The 23,598-nt window shown below is 42.0% G+C and carries 20 protein-coding genes and 2 pseudogenes; 16 read left to right on the top strand and 6 right to left on the bottom strand.

Going from position 1 to position 23,598, the window contains the following annotated elements; all coding sequences use genetic code 11:
- Positions 1-162 precede the first annotated feature (162 nt).
- Together ACY3XC_RS16865 and ACY3XC_RS16860 are read right to left on the bottom strand one after the other, a co-directional pair.
- Positions 163-1,371: an aminotransferase gene (locus ACY3XC_RS16865; protein WP_464869774.1), complete on the bottom strand. Its 1,209-nt coding sequence runs from the start codon at positions 1,369-1,371 to the stop codon at positions 163-165.
- Positions 1,371-1,874, bottom strand: coding sequence for an Lrp/AsnC family transcriptional regulator (locus tag ACY3XC_RS16860; protein ID WP_464869571.1), 504 nt, complete (start codon positions 1,872-1,874; stop codon positions 1,371-1,373). Before ACY3XC_RS16860 ends, ACY3XC_RS16865 begins: the two co-directional genes overlap by 1 nt.
- A gap of 111 nt (positions 1,875-1,985) precedes the next feature.
- Here ACY3XC_RS16860 and ACY3XC_RS16855 point away from each other — a divergent pair, with 111 nt between their 5' ends.
- Both ACY3XC_RS16855 and ACY3XC_RS16850 read left to right on the top strand, forming a co-directional pair.
- Positions 1,986-2,399, top strand: a complete 414-nt coding sequence (locus ACY3XC_RS16855) for a hypothetical protein (protein WP_464869570.1) — start codon at positions 1,986-1,988, stop codon at positions 2,397-2,399.
- Positions 2,400-2,430: 31 nt separating this feature from the next.
- Positions 2,431-2,774 (top strand): annotated as a pseudogene (locus tag ACY3XC_RS16850) (TcaA NTF2-like domain-containing protein).
- 165 nt (positions 2,775-2,939) lie between these two features.
- On the opposite strand, the gene ACY3XC_RS16845 reads toward ACY3XC_RS16850, so the two are convergent.
- Positions 2,940-3,470: an NUDIX hydrolase gene (locus ACY3XC_RS16845; RefSeq protein WP_464869569.1), complete on the bottom strand. Its 531-nt coding sequence runs from the start codon at positions 3,468-3,470 to the stop codon at positions 2,940-2,942.
- Between the two features lie 94 nt (positions 3,471-3,564).
- Positions 3,565-3,990, bottom strand: a complete 426-nt coding sequence (locus ACY3XC_RS16840; protein WP_464869568.1) for a VanZ family protein — start codon at positions 3,988-3,990, stop codon at positions 3,565-3,567.
- 273 nt (positions 3,991-4,263) lie between these two features.
- Between ACY3XC_RS16840 and ACY3XC_RS16835 the strand changes: the two genes are divergently transcribed.
- Both ACY3XC_RS16835 and ACY3XC_RS16830 read left to right on the top strand, forming a co-directional pair.
- Positions 4,264-4,557: a hypothetical protein gene (locus ACY3XC_RS16835; RefSeq protein ID WP_179156660.1), complete on the top strand. Its 294-nt coding sequence runs from the start codon at positions 4,264-4,266 to the stop codon at positions 4,555-4,557.
- A 222-nt stretch (positions 4,558-4,779) separates the two neighbouring features.
- The gene (locus ACY3XC_RS16830; RefSeq protein WP_464869567.1) at positions 4,780-7,836 is read left to right on the top strand and encodes an efflux RND transporter permease subunit; all 3,057 of its coding nucleotides are present in this window, start codon (positions 4,780-4,782) and stop codon (positions 7,834-7,836) included.
- A gap of 118 nt (positions 7,837-7,954) precedes the next feature.
- Here the strand turns inward: ACY3XC_RS16830 and ACY3XC_RS16825 are convergent, their stop codons facing one another.
- On the bottom strand, positions 7,955-8,632 hold the full coding sequence (locus ACY3XC_RS16825) for a TetR/AcrR family transcriptional regulator (RefSeq protein WP_464869566.1): 678 nt from the start codon (positions 8,630-8,632) through the stop codon (positions 7,955-7,957).
- Positions 8,633-8,812: 180 nt separating this feature from the next.
- On the opposite strand from ACY3XC_RS16825, the gene ACY3XC_RS16820 reads away from it, so the two are divergent.
- The 12 genes and pseudogenes from ACY3XC_RS16820 (at position 8,813) to ACY3XC_RS16765 (ending at position 21,311) form a co-directional block, all read left to right on the top strand.
- Entirely contained in the window at positions 8,813-10,351 is a 1,539-nt protein-coding gene (locus tag ACY3XC_RS16820) for a BCCT family transporter (RefSeq protein WP_464869565.1), read from the top strand.
- 45 nt (positions 10,352-10,396) lie between these two features.
- Positions 10,397-12,445: a CocE/NonD family hydrolase gene (locus ACY3XC_RS16815; protein WP_464869564.1), complete on the top strand. Its 2,049-nt coding sequence runs from the start codon at positions 10,397-10,399 to the stop codon at positions 12,443-12,445.
- Positions 12,446-12,728: 283 nt separating this feature from the next.
- Entirely contained in the window at positions 12,729-13,862 is a 1,134-nt protein-coding gene (locus ACY3XC_RS16810; RefSeq protein WP_464869563.1) for a M24 family metallopeptidase, read from the top strand.
- Positions 13,863-13,891: 29 nt separating this feature from the next.
- Positions 13,892-14,428 (top strand): DUF2179 domain-containing protein, encoded by a 537-nt coding sequence (locus ACY3XC_RS16805; RefSeq protein ID WP_464869562.1) that lies wholly within the window; start codon positions 13,892-13,894, stop codon positions 14,426-14,428.
- A gap of 192 nt (positions 14,429-14,620) precedes the next feature.
- A pseudogene (locus ACY3XC_RS16800) lies at positions 14,621-14,752 on the top strand (ROK family protein); the annotation flags it as partial.
- Between the two features lie 145 nt (positions 14,753-14,897).
- Positions 14,898-15,845: a mannose-6-phosphate isomerase, class I gene (gene manA / locus ACY3XC_RS16795; protein WP_464869561.1), complete on the top strand. Its 948-nt coding sequence runs from the start codon at positions 14,898-14,900 to the stop codon at positions 15,843-15,845.
- A 350-nt stretch (positions 15,846-16,195) separates the two neighbouring features.
- Positions 16,196-16,492: a DUF5658 family protein gene (locus tag ACY3XC_RS16790; protein WP_464869560.1), complete on the top strand. Its 297-nt coding sequence runs from the start codon at positions 16,196-16,198 to the stop codon at positions 16,490-16,492.
- Between the two features lie 596 nt (positions 16,493-17,088).
- Positions 17,089-17,610 carry a DUF6241 domain-containing protein gene (locus ACY3XC_RS16785; protein WP_464869559.1) on the top strand — a complete coding sequence of 174 codons (522 nt, stop codon included), beginning with the start codon at positions 17,089-17,091 and terminating at the stop codon, positions 17,608-17,610.
- 160 nt (positions 17,611-17,770) lie between these two features.
- On the top strand, positions 17,771-18,241 hold the full coding sequence (locus ACY3XC_RS16780; protein ID WP_464869558.1) for a hypothetical protein: 471 nt from the start codon (positions 17,771-17,773) through the stop codon (positions 18,239-18,241).
- A 190-nt stretch (positions 18,242-18,431) separates the two neighbouring features.
- On the top strand, positions 18,432-19,406 hold the full coding sequence (locus ACY3XC_RS16775; protein WP_464869557.1) for a ring-cleaving dioxygenase: 975 nt from the start codon (positions 18,432-18,434) through the stop codon (positions 19,404-19,406).
- Positions 19,407-19,626: 220 nt separating this feature from the next.
- Positions 19,627-20,106, top strand: a complete 480-nt coding sequence (locus ACY3XC_RS16770) for an RNA polymerase sigma factor (RefSeq protein WP_464869556.1) — start codon at positions 19,627-19,629, stop codon at positions 20,104-20,106.
- A complete protein-coding gene (locus ACY3XC_RS16765; protein ID WP_464869555.1) occupies positions 20,106-21,311 on the top strand; it encodes a hypothetical protein in 1,206 nt (401 codons plus the stop codon). The genes ACY3XC_RS16770 and ACY3XC_RS16765 overlap by 1 nt, the downstream gene beginning before the upstream one ends.
- 38 nt (positions 21,312-21,349) lie before the next feature.
- On the opposite strand, the gene ACY3XC_RS16760 is transcribed toward ACY3XC_RS16765, so the two are convergent.
- Positions 21,350-23,389: a molybdopterin-containing oxidoreductase family protein gene (locus ACY3XC_RS16760; RefSeq protein ID WP_464869554.1), complete on the bottom strand. Its 2,040-nt coding sequence runs from the start codon at positions 23,387-23,389 to the stop codon at positions 21,350-21,352.
- Between the last annotated feature and the right edge of the window lie 209 nt (positions 23,390-23,598).

Here is a 23,598-nt window from a genome sequence, read left to right as displayed (position 1 = left end):
TATCCTCTTTTCTAGATATATGGGGTAGAGATTTTTCAATTGAAATAAATCTAAATAATCTTATCATAAATGTGGTTTTCTAGACACTAACAAAACTCTCCAATTACAAACAAAAAACGTCAAGCCCTTTTGTTGAATAAGGGTTGACGCCTTTACTTTTGTTTAGTTATTAGAATATTGCTCTTCGGCACGATTTTCCTTCAGTTCCAAAGAGTTCATAAACCGTTCGATGCGCTTTACCGCTTCTTGAAGCTGTTCCAAAGAAGTGGCATAGGAGCATCTTATATAGCCCTCACCGCTCTCGCCAAAGGCGCTTCCTGGTACAACGGCTACTTTTTCAGCGAGCAAAAGCTCTTCTGCAAATTGTTCAGAGGTCATGCCGGTACTTTTAATAGAAGGGAAGACGTAAAAGGCACCGCCTGGAGTGTGACAGTCCAACCCAATTTTGTTTAACGATTGGACAATGTAATTCCGTCTTCTACGGTAACTTCTTCTCATGCTTTCCACTTCGTGATACGTATTTCGTAACGCCTCAATTGCACCGTACTGCAGCATAATCGGTGCACACATGGTGGTATATTGTAAAATTTTCACCATTTGTTCTGTGAATGACTTTGGGGCAGCTAAGAAACCTAGTCGCCAGCCTGTCATCGCAAATCCTTTGGAGAAGCCGTTGATTAAAATGGTCCGTTCATACATACCTTCTATAGAGGCAAAGCTCGTATATTCTTCATCATAGGTTAATTCTGCATAGATTTCATCGGAAACAACAAGCAGGTCGTGTTTTTCAATCACAGCAGCTAGCTTTGTTAGTTCCTCTTTGTTTAAAGAGGTTCCGGTCGGATTATTAGGTGAACACAACAAGATTGCTTTCGTTCGACTGGTAATCGCATTTTCAATTTGTTCCGGTGTCAGCTTAAAGCCATTACTTGGGTGAGTTGAGACGGGAATTGGTTTTCCTCCTGCCAGGGTGACTAATGGTGCATAAGAAACGAAAGCAGGTTCAATAATTAATACTTCGTCTCCCGGATTTAATATTGCACGAAAGGTTAGGTCAATCGCCTGGCTTGCACCGACAGTCACGATGACTTGGTCGATAGGGTTATACTGCACACCAAACCGCCTATATAAGTAGGATGAGATTTCCTGTCTTAGTTCTAATAAACCGGGATTGGCCGTATAGGAAGTATAGCCTTCTTCTAAAGAGAGAATGGCTGCTTCGCGAATGCTCCACGGGGTGATAAAGTCCGGCTCGCCAACACCCAAAGATATGACTCCCTTGATGGAGGCTGCCAGGTCAAAAAACTTCCGTATTCCAGATGGTTTGAGTTCTTTCACCATTTCCGATAAATAGTGTTGATGTTCTTTCATCATGGTGAAACCACCATCCGGTGGTCTTTGTCATTGCTTTCGCCAAAGATGACACCATCATGCTTGTATTTTTTTAACATAAAATGAGTGGTGGTAGAAATAACATTATCTATCGTTGACAGCTTTTCCGAAACAAAGCTAGCGATTTCACTCATGGTTTTTCCTTCAATGGTAATCGATAAATCATAGGCCCCGGACATGAGATAAAGAGAAGTCACCTCAGGAAAACGATAAATTCTTTCCGCAACATCGTCAAAACCAACCCCGCGTTTCGGTGTCACCTTTACATCAATCATCGCTACAATATTTTCCTTGTCAGCCACCTTACTCCAATCAATCAAAGCAGGATAACTCACAATTATCTTTTCATCCTCTAACTTCTTAATGACCGCCGTAACATCCTCCACACTCGAATTTACCATCAAAGCAATATCTTCCACAGGAATTCGATGATTCTCTTCGAGAATCGATAGAACCTCTAACTCCTCACCAGACAACCTCATACTATATCCTCCTCAAAACGTTCAAATTTAATATTACTATAATACAGCAAAGTTAGAATAAATAAAATATTTTCTGTTACCTTTGTGGGTGCCTTTCTGGGTGCCTTCTGGGTGCCTGTCACCGCTCGTGGACACTTTCCACCTGAGGCGGACAGTAAAGTTCCTTCTTCTTCCTCCGAAATGCAGAATAGTTGGTTTTGTCCGCTGAATAGAATAAATGATGAAGGAGCATTACTTCTTTGTGGGCGGCTATTTATTGATAAAATTGGGGTGGATTACATGAAAAATTTCTTCCATATCATTTTTCTCATACTATTATTCCTACTTTTAGCTGGATGCAGTGATAATGAGGAGGAGAATGTGTCAGGAGTTGGAAGTGGACCTGCTTCGCCTGTGGTTAACAATTCTAATGATCAACCAAAGGTGGAAGACCCTACAAAGATTCCTGTGATTGAAGCTCCTAGGGGTGGAGGGCAAGCACCAGGAGGACCTTTTCCTCAAGGGGACCAAACAAGTGGTAGATGAGGCTGCTGATCAGAATGCTGTAATCTTTCTGATGGAAGAGTATCTTGTGAACTTTGAAAAGGCAGTTAATGATGGAGCATTCGTCTATATTTCACATCTGCTCGATCCTGAAAGCCAGTTGTACGAGGAGCAAATCGATTATGTGTTAGACATGACGAAAGACAAATTACCGAGCAAATCATCCAATACCAAATTGGAACCCCGGTTAAATCAGGAGAAGATACCTACGAAGTCACCGTCCAAGAGACCTATTCCATTCATTATGGAAGCGAAGGAAGAGAAGAAATCAAAAACTTCGAAAACACCTACACAGTCATCAGGTACGACGCCAATGTTTGGCTGATACATGATTTAATCATCACCGTTGTAGAATAGATGGGGGCCGACGAGGTTAGTGCCGTTGAAGGTACCTGTCACCAAGGTGACACCTAAAAGGTTTTCACCACTCGTGGACACTGTCCACCTAAGGCGGACAGTTGATGCAAGGCTTTAATAGAAAAAAGGGTTTTGGCACATGCTGTGCCGAAAACCCTCTTTCTACTAGCCTTCATTTTTTATTAGATATCTAAGGATGGCTGCGAGTCCTGCTCCGTGTTTGAATTCCCCGGAATTAATTAGCTGGTGTAACTCGTTCATTTCAATTGTATGTAAGTCTATTTGCTCGGTCGCCTCTAGCTGTTGCTCTGTTTTTATCAGGTCAGTAGCAGCAAACAGGAATATTTGTTCACTTGTGGACCCGGGGGAGGGATAAACACTGCCTAAGTCTATCCAGTCTTTTGCTTGGCAGCCTATTTCTTCTTCTAATTCCCTTTTAGCTGCGGATAGTGGTTCATTATCTTCCGGATCAATAGCACCTGCAGGTAATTCCCATTGCCATTCCTTCACAGCATGGCGATATTGCCGAATACAAATAACCTTTCCATCTTCTGTAATCGGAAGGATACAAACTCCTTTTGCAAAATTGACAAAGGAAAAATGCATATCTGTATGATTTGGAAGGGTTACGTCTTCCTGTACAATTTCAAATCTATCTACTTGATCCTTTTGAACTTTGTTAATTTTCCACTCCACTAGTTCCACCTCATTGTATATCTTAATCTATTTATTTTTACCTAAGTCTAGAGGGAATTCAAGGGAAAAGGTGAGGAAACTGGTTTATTACCTTTTAACTTTTCACCGAAATCGTGCTTGATTGACTTAAAGTGAAGAGACTAGCCATCGCTAATGTAATCAAAATACCAATTAAATCAAAGCCAATATCAAAAACTCTGCCACCTCGGTGAAAGTATAATTGGAGAAATTCAGTAAGAGCGGCAAAGGAGGATGCTGCTAGTAGGATGAGAAACTTAGATTTGTATTTCATTAAAAGCAGGATTGTAAGAAATTGAAAGGCTAAAATATGACCCAGTTTTTGTAAGAATAAGTCCCTGCTAACGTCAGAGGGGAAGGGTAAAAAGAACTCTAAATATGGTGGATTTACATCCCATTGAAACCGCACTACTCCAAAATGAATTAAATCATGAAAACTTACCGTACAAGTAAAAGTCAAAATCGCACCGCACCAAACCAAAATAAACAAACTCCGCATCATCAAGCCTCCCATCTAACAAGCTTGACCGTTGCCAGTAAGTTTCATACATCTGAATAAAATGGCCGATATGACTGCATAAATGAAAGATTCTGCATAAATGGTGACAGGCACCGCCAGTGGTGTTTTCTCTGATATCTTTGAGAAAATGCCTTTTTGGTTTTAAAATAGGAATTTTCTATGGGAACCAGTTTATTCCTGCCTATATTTATTTATTTTATTACGTTCCATATACTCCAAAGTTCCATATGCTTTAGTAATAAGGGGTGAAATGTAATGAAAAAAGACCAATTTGACGCAGAAACGCTAAAGCACATAAGGAGCCGGTTGGATACTGTTTATGCAATTGCTAAGAAAAATTACAATGACAACCCTGAATTGATGGACACAATCGAGAGTTTAGCTCAAATAGCCATTATGTTTACCAATATTAAACTGCAAGAGGTTAATGATCAGGAAGAAACCGCCAGCCCTCAGGGGTACATCCTTTCAAAACTTTCACACTCGTACTCAAGAATGACAGAGTATGAAAAACAAAAGGTAAAAGAATTTCCAAAATGGAAACTGTAATCAGCCTGTTGAAACAGGCGCAGCCAAAGAGAAGTGCAACCTGCACTTCTCTTTATTTTTGTGCGTAGAAAACTAGTACAGATAGCTAAGTGTCCACTCCAGGAGGACATTTGTATTTTAATGGTGACAGGCACCGAATAATGCGAATAATGTTTATTTTACTAAGGTTGGAAAATAATGATAGGTATAGATGATTTTTTTCTTGGTGGAGGGGGCGTTTGGATGTGGATTAGTGATTTTTCGATTAGGCGGCCGATTTTTACTCTGGTAACGATGTTTCTTGTTTTGATTTTGGGCGGGGTTTCGCTTATGAAGATTCCGATGAAGCTGATTCCGGAGATTAATCCCCCGGTAGGAGTTGTCGTTACGACGTATCCTGGTGCTAGTCCTGAGGAAGTGGTCGAGAAGGTAACGAAGCCTTTAGAAGAGAACCTTGCTACACTGCCTGGGATTAAAACCATGACCTCCACCTCTCAGGAAGGTGCAAATTTCATATTAATGCAATTTTCCTGGGCGACGGATATCGATGAAATTCAAAATGAAGTTCTTCAACGCCTTGATATGACGCCGCTTTCTGATGATGTTGGCAAGCCTCGGTTCTTGAAGTTTGACCCTTCTATGTTTCCGATTATTCAGCTGTCCCTTCGTTCAGAAAAGGATGAAACCTCTTTAAGGGAGCTTGCGGAGCAATTGAAGCTCGAGCTAACAAAGGTTGCCGGTGTGGCCAGTGTTAACCTTTCAGGCACATCCGCCCAAGAGGTAAGAGTTGAACTTGATCAAGAAAAGCTGAGGAGATTTCAACTAAGTCAATCGGATATTGTTGACCTTATCAAAGCCAATCATATCTCGATGCCGGGTGATACGATTTTAACAGAAGGGAAGGAGCTTACAACCAGAATCATCAGCTCCATTCAATCTCTTGAAACTCTTAAGGGCCTTACCATAAGTGTCAATCCATTAACGGGTGAAAAAATCAAACTTCATGATATCAGCACGGTTGAATTAACGAAACTGGATGACCATACGATTACGAGGATGAATCAAAAACCATCGGTGCTGCTCAGTGTCCTGCAGCAATCCGATTCCAATACCGCTGCGGTTTCGAAGGAGTTTCTTAAACAGCTGGACAAGCTCTTGGAAAAAGAAAAGTACAAAGGTATTGAATCTGAAATTCTTTTTGACCAAGGGGAATTCATCCAGATGGCAATCCAAAATATTTCATCTTCGCTTCTCGTAGGTGGAGCATTGGCAATGGCTGTGTTGTTTTTATTTTTAAAAAATATAAAAAGTCCGCTCATCATTGGTATTGCGATTCCCTATTCGGTTATTGTTACCTTTGTTCTCATGTATTTTGCAGATTTCACCTTAAACATTATGACTCTAGGCGGGCTTGCGCTCGGAATCGGAATGCTCGTCGATAATTCAATTGTAGTGATTGAAAATATTTACCGTCATCTTTCGATGGGAAAAGAACCGATTGTGGCAGCAAAGGATGGAACGAAAGAGGTGGGAACGGCCATCACGGCTTCGACTTTAACCACAGTATCCGTTTTTATACCCGTGGTCTTTATTACCGGATTGATTGGGGAGATGTTTACTGAATTCGCACTGACGATTTCTTTTAGTTTATTCGCATCGCTTGTGGTGGCATTGACAGTGGTGCCGATGCTTGCAAGCAGGCTGCTAAAAGCACCAAAAAGGAGTTATTTAAACAAGAGACATAAAAACAGCTGGATAAAAAGAATCGATAAAGGTGTGCGCTGGTCACTACAGCACCGCGGTGCCGTTATCATCATCACCATCGTCTGTCTTGGTATTAGTATTTTTGGCTTGACTACAGTAGGAACACAATTCTTGCCGAGCACAGATGAGGGATTCTTTAGTGTTCGGATTAAACTAGAAAATGGAGCCGCCTTAACAGAAACGGAAAAGGTTGTGGCAGCCCTTGAGGACCGTTTGAAAAATGAGCAAGAGGTCGATACCTTTGTAGGTTTAATTGGCACCACCCAGGAAGGAACCTTTAGGGGTACAACGAATGCCAATGTGGGGGAGCTTTATATTAAAATGAAGGACTTGGAAAGTCGGGAACGAAGCACCTTCCAATTTGGCGAAGATATAAAGGCTAAGTTAGTGAAGGCGGCTGTGGAGGCGAATCAGACTGCGAAGCTATCCTTTATTATGCAGTCCTCAACGGGATCTAGTCCACATACACTCTCTTTTAGTGTCAGAGATACCAATCCAAAGCGACTAACCAAGTCTGTAGACACGATTTATCATGAGTTGAAAAACTTAAAAGAAGTCAATGAATTAACCACGGATTTGATGAAAAGAGTGGATGAAGTTCAGATAAGTGTTGACCGTGAAGCAGCATTGAGACATGGATTACTCCCTGCTCAGATTGCGATGATTGTAAATAATGTAACCCGTGGTTCGAGGGCAGCGCAGATGATTTCGGACACGGGTGAGATTCACAGTATATTTGTTCAGTACGACCGGAAGATTACGAGTAATCTGGAACACCTCAAAGGTCTCCTTGTGAAAAAACCAAATGGAGGATATGTGACGTTGGGTGAGGTTTCAAAGATTGAAGTGAAAAGCGGACCCGTTGATATTCAAAGAATCAACCAGCAGGGTGCGGTGCAGTTTACCTTGAAATACAAAACAATCACTAATTTAGGTGCCATTTCAAAGAAGGTCGAGCAGGAGATTGACTCTCTTAACCTTCCAGAAGAGTCAGAGATTGTTTTTAGCGGGGAGAAAGAATTGCTTGATTCATCCATCGATGAGTTGATTCTCGCTCTAGTTCTTGCGGTTGTGTTTATCTATCTCGTCATGGCTGCACAATTTGAATCTTTAAAATATCCGTTTGTAATAATGTTTAGTGTACCGTTAATGGTGATAGGAGTGGCACTCGCCTTGACCAGCACGATGAGTCCGATTAGTCTGACTGTCATCATTGGGGTCATTGTACTCGCTGGTATTGTCGTTAACAATGCCATCGTCATCGTCGACTTTATCAATCAGAAAAAAGAAGGCGGAATGGTCTCCTATGACGCCATTGTAGAATCTGTAAAAGACCGGGCAAGACCAATCTTTATGACATCCCTTACTACCATCCTAGGACTCATCCCGCTCGCCCTCGGAATTGGAGAAGGCACAGAAATCAACCAGCCCATGGGCATAACCGTCATCGGAGGAATGATTAGCAGTACACTGCTTACATTGTTTGTTATACCGGTTATGTATAGCTTGTTTGACAAGGAAGCCAGACGGATGTGAAATGGAATAAAAACATGCATGAGCAGCGCCTCCCAACCCATGCATGAAAAAGCTTTCTTCACAGAAAAAGGGTCACCCAAAAAAATTTGAAGTTGACCCTTTTTTATATGAAATTACATTATTGAATCGATTTTTGAAAGTGAAATAGGTGTTGATTTCGGACGATTTCGTTTATATAGTTCATGGTTATTTTTTCGGCGGCTTCGATGTCAAGGTGTGTCCGGTTATTTAGGATGTTTGATAGCATTCCTTGCCAAATGAGGATGGTTAGTTCATTGATGGCATCGATATTTTCTTCTTTTATATTGCCTTCGACTGCTGCTGCCAGTAATAAGGTCAGGCCGCGCTTGTTCATATTTCGCTCAAAGAGAATCGGTTTTAATCCTTCCGGGATGTTAATTAAATCATTTGGATAAAGCTTATAGTATTCTGCTAATAAATCTTCCGGGTGTTCACCTAAATCCATAATAAAAATCGCATGGAAGATTTGCGGTGATTTGAAGGAATGCTTACAAAAACATTCCCAGGCCAAAAGATATTGTTCAATTGGACTTTTTCCCTCCTCCATATAGGCAGCGACTTCATCTGTATATGCTTTCAAAAACTTCATCGAAGCAAAAAAGATTAAATGGGAAAGTTCGGTGAAATAGTTATAAATCGTGGCGCTATTATAGCCTGCCCGGTCCGCTACTTTCCTGATTGTAACCTTATCAATGCCTTCTTCTTCGATAATTTCAGCGGTTGCATCAACAAAATACTTCCACATCCGGCTCATTTGGATTTCCTTTTTTTTCATTTCAATCTCCTCACCAATAAGATTTTTTAAAGTAGTGAATTTTTAGAAAATTTATATTGTCAGAAAATAACCGCTATGGTAATATAACCATAGTTATAAAATAATCATGATTAGTAAATCAATCATATCACGAAAAGGGGAAGGTTGGAAAATATTTTTTATAAAAAGGGGTTGAGGGAATTGGATAAGGTAAAAATTGATCCGGTCGTTTTTTGGTCTTCATTAATGGTGATTGTAGCAGCCACATTATTGTTAGTTGTTAACCGTGAAACGGCAGAGCCGGTGTTAAGCAGCTTGATGTCAGACATCACCTTTAAATTGGATTGGGCTTTTCAATTATTAACGGTAGGTTTATTCATCGTCTTGATTTGGCTGATTTTCGGCCGCCATGGAAAAATTAAACTGGGTGAGGGGAAACCTGAGTTTTCTTCCTTTAGTTGGGGAGCCATGCTGTTTTGTGCCGGGATGGGAACCAGTATCATGTTCTGGTCCATTATGGAGCCAATCTACTATTATATGGGTCCGCCATTTGGTATTGAGGCGAATTCTAATGAAGCAGCAGAATGGGCAGTTACATACGGATTGTTCCATTGGGGGATATCGGCATGGTCGCTTTACGCCTTGCCAACAGTTACGATTGCTTATTCCTTCTTTGTTAAAAAACAACATTCGTTAAAAATCAGTACAGCCTGCCGCGGAGTACTTGGGAAACATGCGGATGGCTGGGTTGGAAAAATCATTGATATCCTCGTGATTTGGAGCTTGGTCGGAGGACTTGGTACTTCTTTAGGCTTAGGTGTTCCGATGATTTCTGCTGTCATAGGTGAAATTTTAGGGATGGAACAATCACTTGGTTTAAGCATCATCATCATCTTAATCTGGACAGTGATTTACTGTTCCAGTGCTTATCTGGGACTTTATAAAGGTATTCGAAAACTGAGCGATATCAACGTTTACCTTGCATTAGCACTTGCTTTATTTGTTCTGATTGCAGGTCCAACGATCTTCATATTATCCTATTTTACAAACAGTTTCGGCTTAATGCTTCAAAATATTGTCCAAATGAGCTTCTATACGGATCCGATTAATAAAGGCGGCTTCCCGCAGGCATGGACCGTGTTCTATTGGGCTTGGTTTGCAGCGACAGCTCCATTTATGGGGTTATTCGTTGCTCGTATTTCAAAAGGCAGAACGATTCGAGAATTGATCAGCTCCGTTCTTTTATGGGGTTCATTAGGAAGCTGGCTCTATTTTGCTGTCTTTGGCGGTTATTCTATGCATCTGCAATTAAATGATATTCTGCCAATTACACAAATACTAGATGCCAAGGGTGGTCCAGCTGTTGTGGTCGAAGTATTGAGAACGCTTCCGATTAGCACGGTTGTATTGATCTTCTTTGTGATTTTAGGCTTTATTTTCCTAGCAACATCCTTGGATTCTGCGACTTATATTCTATCTGCCATTGCGACCAAGGAGTTAAAGGATGGGCAAGAGCCTGCCCGCTGGCACAGACTGTTATGGGGAGCCATTTTAGCGGTAATGGCAATTGCCTTACTCATGATTGGCGGATTAAATGTCATTCAAACCTCATCGGTTATCGTGTCAGTACCGGTAATTATCATCTATATCTTATTAACAGTGTCACTGTTGAGATGGTTGAAGCAAGACCACAAGAAGGTCTCAGAAACGGAAACGGACTTAGAAGAAAAGGCCGGATGATACAAGCTAATTTAAAGAGTGTTACAATAGTTTGGAGGTAATACCATGGTTTTTAATGTACGTGATTCACAACTTTCGATTAAGACTGAATTTCCACGGAAGGTTCGTGAGATCGAGCATGTTTGGATTCCGATGTCAGATGGGACCAGGCTTGCAGCGCGAATTTGGCTCCCGGAGGACGCAGAGCAGAATCCCGTGCCCGCCATTCTAGAATATCTACCTTACCGTAAAAATGACTTTACTGCCTTAAGAGATTCCATCCGTCATCCTTATTTTGCAGGTCATGGATATGCCAGTATCCGTGTGGATATCCGCGGCTCTGGCGATTCAGATGGGATTCTGTACGATGAGTATTTGCCACAGGAGCAGGATGATGCGTTAGAAGTGTTGACTTGGATTGAGTCACAGCCATGGTCCACAGGTTCTGTTGGAATGATTGGCAAGTCTTGGGGCGGCTTTAATGGACTGCAGGTGGCTTCCCGCCGTCACCCTGCTTTAAAGGCGATCATCACTCTTTGTTCTACGGATGACCGCTACGCGGATGACGTCCATTACATGGGCGGCTGTCTTCTAGCCTCTGATATGCAGTGGTGGGCGTCAACGATGCTTGTCTATAATGGCCGGCCGGCTGACCCTGATGTTGTCGGTGAGCAGTGGCGCTCCACTTGGCTGGAACGGCTTGAGAGTACCCCGCCATTTGTCGAGGAATGGGTGAAGCACCAACGCCGCGATGACTATTGGAAACACGGGTCGGTATGTGAAAACTACACTGACATCAATATTCCCGTTTTTGCAGTCGGCGGCTGGGCAGATGGCTATACCAATGCGATCCTCAGACTGCTTGAGGGGCTGCCGGGTCCGCGCAAAGGCTTAATTGGACCGTGGGCCCACGAGTATCCAGAGGTCGCAGTGCCAGGGCCGGCAATTGGCTTCCTTCAGGAATGCTTACGCTGGTGGGATCAGTGGCTAAAAGGCATCGATACTGGGATTATGGAGGAACCGATGCTCCGTGCATGGATGCAGGATCATGTCCCGCCAAAGGCCGATTACATAGAACGCCCTGGACGCTGGGTGGCAGAAGGTGAATGGCCGTCACCGAATATTGCTCCGGCAGAATTTTGGTTAAAAGGGCAGCAATTACTTGAAACTCCTGCAGGTGAAGAGGAAACGATCGTACCAAGCGTACAGACGCATGGGCTTTATGCGGGTGTTTGGTGTCCTTTTGGGCAGCCTGGCGATTTAGCATCCGATCAGCGCCTAGAAAATGGGCAATCTGTATGCTTTACATCGGAACCACTCGAATCACCAATGGAAATTCTCGGCTTTCCGGAGATTACGGTTGACCTAGCGTCAGATAAGCCGAACGCTCTGCTTGCAGTACGCCTATGCGATGTTGCTCCGGATGGGGCAGCAACCTTGGTCAGTTGGGGAATGCTTAATCTATCCCATCGGGAGAGCCATGAGTTTCCAACTCCTTTAGTACCTGGAGAACGTTACACGATTAATGTTCGTCTCAATGCGATTGGTCATGTACTTCCAGCTGGACACCGCTGGCAGGTTGCAATGTCGCCAAACTACTGGCCGCATGCGTGGCCGTCGCCTGAACCTGCCACGTTAAAGGTATTCAGCAGCGAGCAAACCCGCCTTACTCTGCCAGTTCGTCCACCGCAAGAGAGGGATCATGAACTTCCGGCATTCGGAGCACCAGAGACTGCACGGGTGGCAGAACGGGAGATTTTACGGGAAGAAAGCCGTACCCGCAAGGTTCACCACGATCTTATTAACGGTGTATGGGTGCTTGAAGACTTTTCTGATGAAGGAGCACGTCGTCTTTTGGGCAATGGGGTTGAGTACGGGAGCACCAACCGCAATACGTATACGATTTCTGAGGGTGATCCTTTATCCGCAGAGGTTTGCTGTGAGTGGACGTTGGATGTAGGACGCGGCGAGTGGCAGACCCGTCTCGAGAGTGTCAGTACAATGAAGGCGGATGCGGAGCGATTTTTTATAACAAATGAACTTACAGCGTTTGAAGGTCAGAAACAGGTTTTTACGAAAAAGTGGAATTCTGAGATCCCGCGAGACTTTGTTTAATAGAGTAATTGAATGATAGGTTTTAAAATGTCCTCTGTAAAACTCTAGGGTTTTTTTCAGGGGACTTTTCTCTGCTTTTAAGGAAAGGCTGTTTTCGTGAAGAGTGTTGTTAAAATCTAAAAGCCGATTTTAACGTGGAATAAGCTATTTTGAGCTTTAGAATTAAGTTTGCAGGCTCTTTTCTCATAAGTTAAGTCGATTCCCAATGAAAAAAAGGCACAATCAATCTTCTAATTGCAACAATGTTTGAGAAAAGAGCCTTAAAAATAAGGAGGTTTTTCTGTTGAATATAAAAAATAGACTTGAGACTTTTCGAAGCTTTATGTCTGAAAAACAAATTGAGTTAAGCTTGATTTGGGAGCCGGACAATCAATATTATCTTAGTGGTTTTCGTGCGATCACATACTCTCGCCCGATTGTTACACTGATCAGCCACGGACAAACGGAACTCATTGTTCCTGGACTAGAAGAGGTTCATGCTGCTGAAAAAGCCAATGTAGATAAACTATATGTCTATTATGAGCAAATTGATAGGAGACATCGAGAGGTTTCGTATCTTGACCATTTATCAAAAATAGTAAAGAAATACCCTTCTGGCACGAGGCTTGGGGTTGAAACAGGGGTTCTGCCTTCAAGTGTGTATCTGTACCTGGAGGAATTTGGATTTAAGTTAGTGGATATTGGTGAAAAGGTTGTGAATATGCGGGCGATTAAAGATGAGTTTGAAATTGAAAGACTCAAAGTTGCCGGCAAGCTTTCCGATTATGCCATTGAAGAATCTCTAAAACATGCAAGGGCAGGAATCAGCGAGTTAGAATTTGACTCTTATGGTGATCGTTTATTGCTGGAGCTTGCCTCAAAGGACTATGCAGAGGAGTTAATCGGCTATGAAAACTGGACGTGTTCAGGGGTAAGAAGAAGTGAAATGCCGCATCTGTATTCAAGTACGAGAAAATTTGCAGATGGAGACGTGGTCATCCATAGCCGCCAAGTATGGTTCAATGGCTACCGCGCTGAAAATGAACGGACATTTTTTATCGGCCAGCCTTCTGAAAAACAAAAGGATCTTTTAAAGTTAGCCATTGAGGCACAGAGGGTTGCGATGGATTTGATTCGGCCAGGTATCACAGCGAGTGAAGTGGACCTAGCTTCCTATGAAGTTTTTAAAAAGGCTGGTTACGGTGAATATGTAAATCATCGGGTCGGGCATGGGTTGGGATTGTCTGAGCACGAAGAACCGTACCTGCGTTTTGATAATGAGTTGGTTTTACAAGAAGGGATGGTCTATACGATTGAACCGGGGGTTTATGTTCCAGGTCTAGGGGGGTACCGGCATTCCGATACGGTCATTTTAACCAAAAACGGAAGCTATTCCATCACCCAATACCCTAGAGATATTGACTCTCTTATGTTTTAAAGAAGATTGCCATTTTTGGAGGCGGAGTTATGCCATCGATTATTCTTGTTATTATTGGGATTAATATTGTCTATGTTTCATTGTTTACTCTGCGTGTCATTCTTGTCATTAAAGGCTTCAAGGTACTTGCTTCATTTCTATCAATGGGGGAAGTATTTGTTTATTTGATGGGTTTGACGATTGTTCTCGATAATCTTGATAAACCGCTTAATATTGCTGCTTATTGTATTGGCTGGGGGCTCGGGGTTTATATCGGAAGTAAAATTGAATCCTATTTGGCACTTGGTTACACAGTTTTGGAGGTAATTGTCGACTCTGTGGACTTTAACCTGCCTGATAAAATTAGGGAGGAAGGGTATGGAGTAACCTCGTGGCTGGCTGACGGAAAAGACGGGAAACGGTTAGCCATGAAAGTTTTAACGAAGCGAAACAATGAGCAAAAGCTAAGAAAACAGGTGCTGACGTTTGCCCCAAAGGCCTTCATGATATCGTATGAACCAACACATTTCGATGGCGGCTTTTTACTAAAAAGAGCAAATTCCAATCATGTAAGAGGAGTCGTTTAATGGAAGTGGTGCCTGTCACCACTCGTGGACAGTGTCCACCTCAGGCGGACAGTTCAATTCATTAGTTGAATTAATGGTCGAAAAGGGAAACGTGCAGGACGGTTTTCCTTTTTTTTACCGATTTTATGCACAAATTTTTATTAATCAGTGTGTTTTTTAGTATAATTGATTAATGTGCTTAGAATGTAAATATTCGGGGTACCGATTGGTTTCAATACTGATGTGAATGCAACTGCACTACTAGGTGAGGTAACCCATGGGGCAGCAAGGGACTCGATAGCTGTTTTTACATAACAATCGGAACTGGAAATGGAGCAGACCCAAGCGTTGCCGAATATGTTTTCTTACCTGAATTGTCACACTATATTGTCAGTCCTGGATTGGGCAATCACGCTGGGATTACAGGGTCGCTGATGTTAGCGAAGCAAGCACTTCAAGAGAATAACTAATTTAAGTGGAGGTTATCATTTTGCAGCAGCCATTATTTTTAAAACCAGTTTTTAAAGAACGAATTTGGGGTGGAACTGCCCTAGAAGCTCAATTTGGTTATGACATTCCAACAGATCAAACCGGTGAATGCTGGGCTATTTCTGCTCATCCTAATGGTCCGTCGGTCATTGAAAATGGACCATATGCAGGGATGTCGTTGGATGAGCTTTATAAAAAACAACCTGAGTTATTTGGAAATCCGAATGATGAGGTTTTCCCGCTTCTAACCAAAATTCTTGACGCAAATGCTGATTTATCTGTTCAGGTACATCCGGAGGATGAATATGCAAAAGTTCATGAAAATGGGGATCTAGGAAAAACTGAATGTTGGTACATCCTTGATTGTAAAGAGGGAGCGGATATGATCTTCGGTCACAACGCTAAAACGAAAGAGGAATTGGTCAAACGAATCAACGAAGGCAAGTGGAACGAGCTCTTGCGCAGGGTAAAAATTAAACCTGGCGACTTTTTCTATGTTCCTAGTGGGACCATTCACGCTTTATGTGAAGGAACGCTTGTGCTAGAAACACAGCAAAGCTCTGACACCACCTACAGGGTTTATGATTATGACCGCAGGGATGCCGAAGGGAATTTACGTGGGCTTCATTTGGAAAAAGCGATTGAAGTGACCACGGTTCCTCATCAAGAAACAGGTGTCACTCCTAAAGTGGAGGAACGTGAACATGCATCGGTAACAACATTTGTAGAATCAGAATTCTTCTCTGTCTACAAATGGACAGTTGCTGGCAAAGCAACTTTTTCTGCTGATGGTCACTACCTGCTCGCAAGTGTAATTAACGGTGATGGAGCACTACTTCATGCCGGTGAAACTTATCCCTTGAAAAAAGGAACTCACTTTATTCTTCCAGTTGGATTTGGGGAATTTGAACTTGAGGGAAATGCAGAACTTATTGTTTCTCATACGTAATTTGGACGTGAAAGAGGCTCAGAATATTGGATTCTGAGCCTTTCCTTTTAAATGTATGTTAAATCTCCTATTCATAAAGAAAAGCAAGTCACTACCTTCGTACCAAGCCTTTTCACTTTTCCTGCCTTCCCCTTTTTCGAGTATTCTTTATCCTCTTCGACTCCATTCGTTTGATACCGCTAATCTTAAACGTAAATGTCCCCTTCATAAAACAATTGCAAGTTGATATTAAGGGGATTATAGGGGAAATTGTCTAACGATTATCGTTCGAAAAGGCAGGATATCACACCATCCAAAAGGAAAATTATAAGATGTTCGATATTAGGAACGTCTTGAGGTGATGGTAAAAGGTGGTTTTTCTCTTTCATTATTTGTCGCTCTTAAATATTTTTGATGCCTTCATTACATTCTTTGGGTTGGGAAATTCATTTATAGAAGAAATGAACCCCTTAATGAGCAGAATTTATGAAGCAGATCCGGCATTGTTTTTGATTACCAAATTGACATTTTCGCTGTGCCTTTACTTGTTTATTTTTTTAAAAAAAGTACCAAGCACCCCCATTACAAAGGGGCTCACAGTCTTTGCCTCTAGCTTCTATACCTTGATATTTTTCCTCCATTGCTACTGGCTCGTCTCCATCATTTAAAGGTGCCTTTCCTATCTAAATGGAAGGCACCTTTAACTTTGAAGATTTCTAACGTTGAGTCTCTTTGACAACCTTCAATTTGTCGCGTGCTCCTTTACGCCAAAGTTTAACAGCAGAAATAGATCCCTTGTCCTTATCGGCAATTTCTTTGATACTTAAGCCCCCAAGAACGGTGGCTCATATTGGCTGGCTAACTGTTTGAAGCTTTCCAAGGATAATCCCTTTCAGAAAGCGTGCTTTTCTCTTACCTCTACCTTATAGGGAAACGGAGGACGTAGCGAACAAGCTTATATCAATAACTTTGAGGGAATTGTCAGAACAATCACGTTTTACGCGATTAATTTCATTTAGCAAGGGGATATTGCACTTTTTGCTTATTATCAGTCAATTTACGGTTTTTGTTTTTTTCAAAAAGGCTGTGTTAAACTGGTCTGTTGATTTGTGCTCCACTAAAGAAAGCTTCCTTGAATAATCGCCGAATAAGATATCCTTGCAGAAACAATAAAGTACATGTATTTGGCATAATTTTGTATAATTAATAGAAATTAGGATTTTGCAAAAGAGAGATTAATAGATTTGTAAAGGGAGAGTGCTGCATGAAGAAATTAACTATGGCAGGTTCTATCATCGGGATACTAGCCTGTATGGTGGGAGTCTATTTTTATTTAGGTAATGATAGTGGGCTGAAATTCAACTTGAAGAAAAATGATCCCGTTACAGCAAAAGAGGCACAAACAAAAATCGAAAAGGGCTTTGAGGCACCTGTATCAAGCAAAGTAACTGCAGAATATGAAACCATGAGGGAAGAGGAACTAATTCAAGAGGTCCACAACATGACACATCAAAAGGTCGAAGCGGACAAAAAGTGGGGAGCCTCAGAAATCACCGCCGATAAAGTACAAAAAATATATGAAGTGATAAAAAACAAAGACTTTAAAAAAAGCAGTAACAAACAAATGCTTCTGGACATCCTAGAACCCTGGACAAGGCAAGACTTTAGTAATTCCGTAAGCGCCCACAATCGCATTTGGGTCTACCAAAAAGGAAACATCGGCAAAGCCACCCGGCTCCTCACCCCACAGGAAGAACTAGAATATATAGAGGACGAGTTTAGATAATGGCGGTGCCTGTCACCGCTCGTGGACACTGTCCACCTCAGGCGTACAGTGATGATTAATAAACTATTTGAATGTTGTTAAGCAGGTTAACATGGTTAATATTTGGATGTAGCTGGACATAGTCTTTAGTGTAGGAGAGTCTGTACTAAAGGAGAGACATATGTCTAGAAAATCTATGCCAGTTACGGGTCTTGCAATGGGATTAGTGCTGCTTGTTTGTATCGTGACTGTTTTTATGTTCATTAAGGATGCTTGGTTTTCACCGGATAAAGAGGCAGTTGCTGTGGTGGAGGAGTTTTATCTGTATGAGCAGGAAGGGGAATTCGCCTCGTCCTGGGAGCTTTTTCATTCAACCATGAAGGAAAAATTCAGTAAAGGGTCTTACATTCAAGACCGTGCACATGTATTTATGAACCACTTTGGCGTCGAAACGTTCGACTTTACAATCAGTGAACCTGAAAAAATCGACCAATGGAAGATGTCCAAAACTGGACCTGTCATGAAAAATGTATACAAAATCCTCGTCACCCAAACCTACAAAGGAAAATACGGAAACTTTGATCTCGAACAAGAAGTCATTGCATTAGAAGAAAAAGACGAGTGGAAAATCGTTTGGGACTATAATCAGTAATGGTGACTTTGTATGGGTGACGCTATATGGGTGACAGGCACCGCCCGTGGACAAATTAACCATTTTGTCCACGGGCGGTGGACAGTGTGATTTTGCAAGTTGTGGAGATGTTGACGGCGGAGTCTGATTTGATTATAATTATCTTGAATTCGAGATAATTAAAGGTGAAATTCATATAGGAGGCCAATTAATGAAGCTGTTAGGTTTACATCATGTTTCGATCTTAACGGGTAAGGCGGAGAGGAACTTTCAATTTTATACAAAGATTTTAGGTTTGCGATTGGTCAAGAAAACGGTGAATCAGGATAATACAGAGTCTTATCATTTATTCTATGGTGATGCGAAAGGAAGTCCTGGCACTGAAATAACCTTCTTTGATATACCTGGGCTGGGGCATACCTATCCAGGTGTTGGGAGCATTTCATCAACCTCACTTCGAGTCAAGGATACTGCTTCGCTTCACTATTGGGAAGAGCGTTTCAAACGGTTTGGTATTCAATACGGGAAGATTGAGAAACGAAACCATCGCGATTCCTTGGCATTTCAGGATTTTGAGGGAACTAAGTTAATTCTGGTAGCGGACAATGGTGAAGATGGTGTTCGTCCAGGTGTTCCTTGGGATAAAAGTGATGTCCCGGCAGAAAATGCGATAATAGGCTTGGGTCCTGTTACTTTAACGGTTGCGGTTCCCGACAAAACAGTTAAAGTTTTAACAGAAGTTATGGGCTTTAAACAGGTAGGCACATATCCATCTCTTGCAGGTGAATTTCCTGCCATTCAAGTTTTTGAAACTGGCGAGGGAGGTTCTGGTGCAGAAGTACACATCGAACCAAGACCAGATCTGCCACGGGAGCGAGCTGGAAGGGGAAGTGTTCATCATGTCGCCTTCCGTGTACCGAATGAGGAAGAATATGAGTATTGGGTACAGAGGATTGCGGCATCTGGACTAATAAATTCAGGGAAGGTTGAACGGTACTACTTCAAGGCTCTTTATTTCCGCGAACCCAACCATATCCTTTTCGAATTATCGACGGATACACCGGGTTTCGACGTGGACGAACCGGTTGAAACATTAGGGGAAAGGCTTGCGCTCCCGCCATTCTTGGAACCTCGCCGTGCAGATATCGAAGCAAAGTTACGACCTTTAGATTTAGATAGTAAGTAATCCATTGAGACAAGGCCCAATTTGGTACTTGTCTTTTCTCTTGGCACACAGTCTCTCCTATATTAATCTATAGAAAATCCACTTTTTAAAATTTTTATAAAAATTTCTCCAACACTTTTCTTTCCCGAAACGTTATCTTACTGAAAGCGGCAAAAACAACCGAAATTCTCAAGCAGCAATCTAAAGATTTTTATTTTAAAAATAAAATGAGTAAAAGTGAGTGATCAATGTGCATGTGGAAGTGAGTGATTTATATGAAAAGTTAAAGGATGACTTGTTGCGCTTTGCAAAATCCATTGCCAGGCATGAGCAGGAGGCCCATGACCTGATTCAGGATGCATTGGTAAAGTCGCTCAACGAACCACAGCTGCTTAGTTTACCAGAATACAAGCAGCGGGCATGGTTTTTCCGGGTCATGAAAAACAGGCTTATTGACGACCGGAGAAAAGAACAGCGATTGACTCAGTGGGAGGAGGACTTTGATTTTTCGATTCAGGAGGCTGGTGTCAGCCACTTGGAGGTAACCGAGTTACTCGCTCATTTGCCACAGGAATTAAGTGATCTTATTTTTAAAAGATATTGGTTAGGGCTTTCCAGTCAGGAGATTGGTGAGCAGCTAAGGATTCCAGCGTCTACAGTGCGCTACAAGCTTCATCTTGCTATCAAGCGATTAAGAAAGATTTTGGAGGAGGAGAAATAATGAGTCAACGAATTGGAAATGTAGGATTATTAAATTTGGTGAATGCAACAGAAGAGAGTATTAAAGGGGTAGAACGGATTGAAAATGTAGGGCTAGTGCTTTATGGAAAAGAAAATGCGCATCTTTTAACGAAGTTAAATATCGGAAATATCGGGGCGAGCTTAGAAATACCTACTGGCTCCCGCCTGTTTAATGGAGTTTTTCATCTGGATCAATACTATCTTTCTGCAATCGTCGAGCCAGTTTTTCTCCTCGTAAACGGCGTTGTTATTATTGATAAAAATGTTCAGGCAGACCAAGTTCAAGCGGGGCAATTAACTATGCTGGTTAATGGTAAGGTATACAGTCCAACACATCTCACTGGAATTGCAGGCAAAATGCTTTCAAAAGGCAATGGAGCTGTGGAAACCTATGAAGGTGCAGCACCTCGGTTAGAAAATGGTAAATTCACACTGACAAATTCCTTCTTACTATCAATAGATGAGCCTTTATATTTAGTGGTGAATGGAATGCTTTCCTTTGCGCAGGACCTTAATCTTGATCTTTTTAATGAAAAAATCAGTAAGTTAGAAGTGAATGGAAAAATCTCGCTATTTGAGAATCAAGAATCGTATTTATATAAAAAAGTTGCTTCGTTAACAACCAGTGTAGTAGAGGTGATTCCAGCAGGGTATGAAGTTTTGGGAAAACCGCTGCGTCTAAATGCCCGTTCCATTCGCAGGTTCCAACAGAAAAACTGGTTTACAAATAAACCGGTAATCATTGAGAGTGATGTTTCAAGAGAAATGCTGACAAAAGCAATCGGAAAAATACACTCTACATCCGTCATCATTTGCCATGAGGGAGTCGAAGACCTCGTCTATGAATTTTTGAGCCTGATGGAAACAGAAGTATTGTCTTACGAAAATAGTTTTATCGTCATTGATGGGGAAGAAGTATGGTCGAATGATCAATTCCTTGCTCTAGACCAGCCAGTTTCCATTATTGTGAATGGTCAGCTTACCCTTGACCGTGATGTAAACGAAGAGGTGCTACGATCTAAGGCAGCAACCTTAGATGTTCTAGGAGAAGTAATCGTACGAGAAAGAAAATTAAAAGGAACACTTCAAAATATCATTCGACTAAATACAGGTACAATAGAAGAAGAAAAAGGCAAGGGAGAAGCCGAAGCCACACTACAAAACGTTGGCGAACTCTCATTATAACAGGAAGGCACCGACCAAAGGGCGGTGCCTGTCACCATTTATACATCACTGTATATTTTTTCAACGCTGACCCGGCCAGAGAAGAAGGTTGCTCCGCCGCCCATGTCGGCGATTCGGTCTGGTGTTAGGGTGTTAACGAGTTGTTTGGTTCCTTCTAAATCTGCCCAGAGTCCTTGGGTGGCGACTACCCCCGGGAGGACGTTTTCACCTACGCTGACTTTCAATATACATTCTCCGCGATGGTTCCAAACTCGGACAAGCTCGCCGTCAACAATCCCCGAAGTCTCGGCATCCTTACGATTCATATGCAAGCGTGGTTCCTTTTCCAGAACAATGTGTTTTTGATTATTTGAAAAGGTAGAGTTTAAGAAATTATGATTGGGTGCTGGAATAAAGTGAAAAGGATGAGCCCCGTCCACTTCGATTGGGATATAAGTAGGAAGTGGAGGATATCCATTCGCTTTCATCCGCTTTGAATACAGCTCGATTTTACCGCTTGGTGTCCGCAATTTGCCAGGAAACAGTGGTTTTACCTTTGCTTTTACATATTGCTTTGCTGCCAAAGTTTCATAATCTAATCCATCCAAACAGGGATTAGCCGTAAAATCAAGTGCCTCCGCTATCATTTCTTCTTCTGTTTCTTCAAATGCTGATTCTTCAAAACCCATCCCTTTCGCCAGCATACGGAATACATCAACATTGGATTTGGACTCTTCATAGGCCTCGATGACTGGCTGCTGAATTTGAATATAATGGTGCCAGTAAGAGGTGTAAACATCTTTATTCTCAAAGGAAGATGTTGCCGGCAATACAATATCTGCATACTTGGCGGTGTCAGTTAAAAATAAATCATGGACAACAATGAATAAATCCTCACGCTCAAGACCTTTCCTAACTTTAACTCCTTCTGGAGCTACAACCGCTGGGTTAGAACTATAAACATAAAGAGATTTTACAGGAGGGTCTAACGTGAGAAGTGCATCTCCAAGCTGGTTCATGTTTATTACCCTTGTCTGTTTGTTCTTTAATAGCCGAGGACGCTGTAATTTTACGGTGTTAACTGCTAGATAGCCAGAATTCCCCTTTATGGCACCTCCGCCTTTGATAAGCCATTGACCTGTCAAGGCAGGAAGACATGAAACCGTGCGGACAAACATACCGCCATTATCATGATGCTGTGGTCCGTTCCCAATTCGTATAAAGGCAGGAGAGGTATTTCCATACATCCTAGCAAGCGTGTAAATATCCTCAACGGGAACCCCTGTTATTTCCGAAACAGTCAAGGGATCATAATGAATCACATGCTCGCGCAGCTCTTCATAGCCAACCGTATATTGCTGTAAGAAGGAGGAGTCGACCAAATTTTCAGCAAATAAAATATGCATGATTCCAAGGGCAAGCGCACTATCAGTCCCTGGTAAAATCGGAATAAACCAATCTGCTAATCTACCGGTTTGATTCTTATGAACATCAATGACGACAATTTTTGCGCCGTTTTGTTTACGGGCTTTTTGTGCAAGTGCTACCTGGTGCATGTTGGTACTAGCTGCGTTAATCCCCCAAAAAATGATGAGCTTGGAATGGATTGTATCTTCTGGATCTATTCCGAAGCTGCCGCCCATCGTATATCTGTAGCCAACAGTTCCTGCAGATGAACAAATACTTCGATCAAGCTGTGATGCTCCCAAGCGGTGAAAGAAACGACGATCCATTCCCTCTGCGTTCAGCCGGCCCATGTTTCCATAAAAACTGTATGGCAGGATACTTTCTGGACCATTTGTTTGGATAAGCGTTTTCCAACGAGAAGTAATGGTTTCAATCGCTTCATCCCAGCTGATACGTTCGAATCTTCCTTCGCCCTTTGCGCCAACCCTCTTCATCGGATACTTTAGACGGTTTTCATCATAAATCCTGCTAGTCATATTCCGAACCTTATTGCAAATATTACCCTTCGTCACCGGATGCTCCTGATCACCCTCTACTTTAACAATCTTTCCATCCTCTTTATGCAGCAGCAAACCACACTGATCCGGACAATCCAGCGGGCAAACAGATTTAAAAACCCCATTTTGTTCCATAATAGGTCGATCCCCTTTCTCGTTACCCCTTTCGGTGCCTGTCACCATTTATACATCATTGTATATTTTTATAGTTACTATCTTATGACAGCAAAGGAGGTTCAGCAAGGTTAATGAATAGAGTGCTAGGTTTTCCAATAAAGGGGAATGTGCTTTTTATTTTGCGAATCGACAAAGGTTCTATTAAATTGACTAATAATATTCAAGTT

This window comes from Bacillus sp. CZDM1 (assembly GCF_055502545.1).
The sequence above is the reverse complement of the archived record's forward strand: the minus strand, read 5'-3'. Positions and strand labels throughout refer to the sequence as shown.

Bases quoted from the DNA above. Each gene is read 5' to 3' on its own strand.
- ACY3XC_RS16830 (WP_464869567.1), top strand. From the start codon at position 4,780: ATGTGGATTAGTGATTTTTCGATTAGGCGGCCGATTTTTACTCTGGTA.
- ACY3XC_RS16760 (WP_464869554.1), bottom strand. From the start codon at position 23,389: ATGGAACAAAATGGGGTTTTTAAATCTGTTTGCCCGCTGGATTGTCCG.
- ACY3XC_RS16775 (WP_464869557.1), top strand. From the start codon at position 18,432: ATGAAGCTGTTAGGTTTACATCATGTTTCGATCTTAACGGGTAAGGCG.
- ACY3XC_RS16825 (WP_464869566.1), bottom strand. From the start codon at position 8,632: ATGAAAAAAAAGGAAATCCAAATGAGCCGGATGTGGAAGTATTTTGTT.
- ACY3XC_RS16840 (WP_464869568.1), bottom strand. From the start codon at position 3,990: ATGATGCGGAGTTTGTTTATTTTGGTTTGGTGCGGTGCGATTTTGACT.
- ACY3XC_RS16835 (WP_179156660.1), top strand. From the start codon at position 4,264: ATGAAAAAAGACCAATTTGACGCAGAAACGCTAAAGCACATAAGGAGC.
- ACY3XC_RS16815 (WP_464869564.1), top strand. From the start codon at position 10,397: ATGGTTTTTAATGTACGTGATTCACAACTTTCGATTAAGACTGAATTT.
- ACY3XC_RS16805 (WP_464869562.1), top strand. From the start codon at position 13,892: ATGCCATCGATTATTCTTGTTATTATTGGGATTAATATTGTCTATGTT.
- ACY3XC_RS16765 (WP_464869555.1), top strand. From the start codon at position 20,106: ATGAGTCAACGAATTGGAAATGTAGGATTATTAAATTTGGTGAATGCA.
- ACY3XC_RS16865 (WP_464869774.1), bottom strand. From the start codon at position 1,371: ATGAAAGAACATCAACACTATTTATCGGAAATGGTGAAAGAACTCAAA.
- ACY3XC_RS16860 (WP_464869571.1), bottom strand. From the start codon at position 1,874: ATGAGGTTGTCTGGTGAGGAGTTAGAGGTTCTATCGATTCTCGAAGAG.
- ACY3XC_RS16785 (WP_464869559.1), top strand. From the start codon at position 17,089: ATGAAGAAATTAACTATGGCAGGTTCTATCATCGGGATACTAGCCTGT.
- ACY3XC_RS16780 (WP_464869558.1), top strand. From the start codon at position 17,771: ATGTCTAGAAAATCTATGCCAGTTACGGGTCTTGCAATGGGATTAGTG.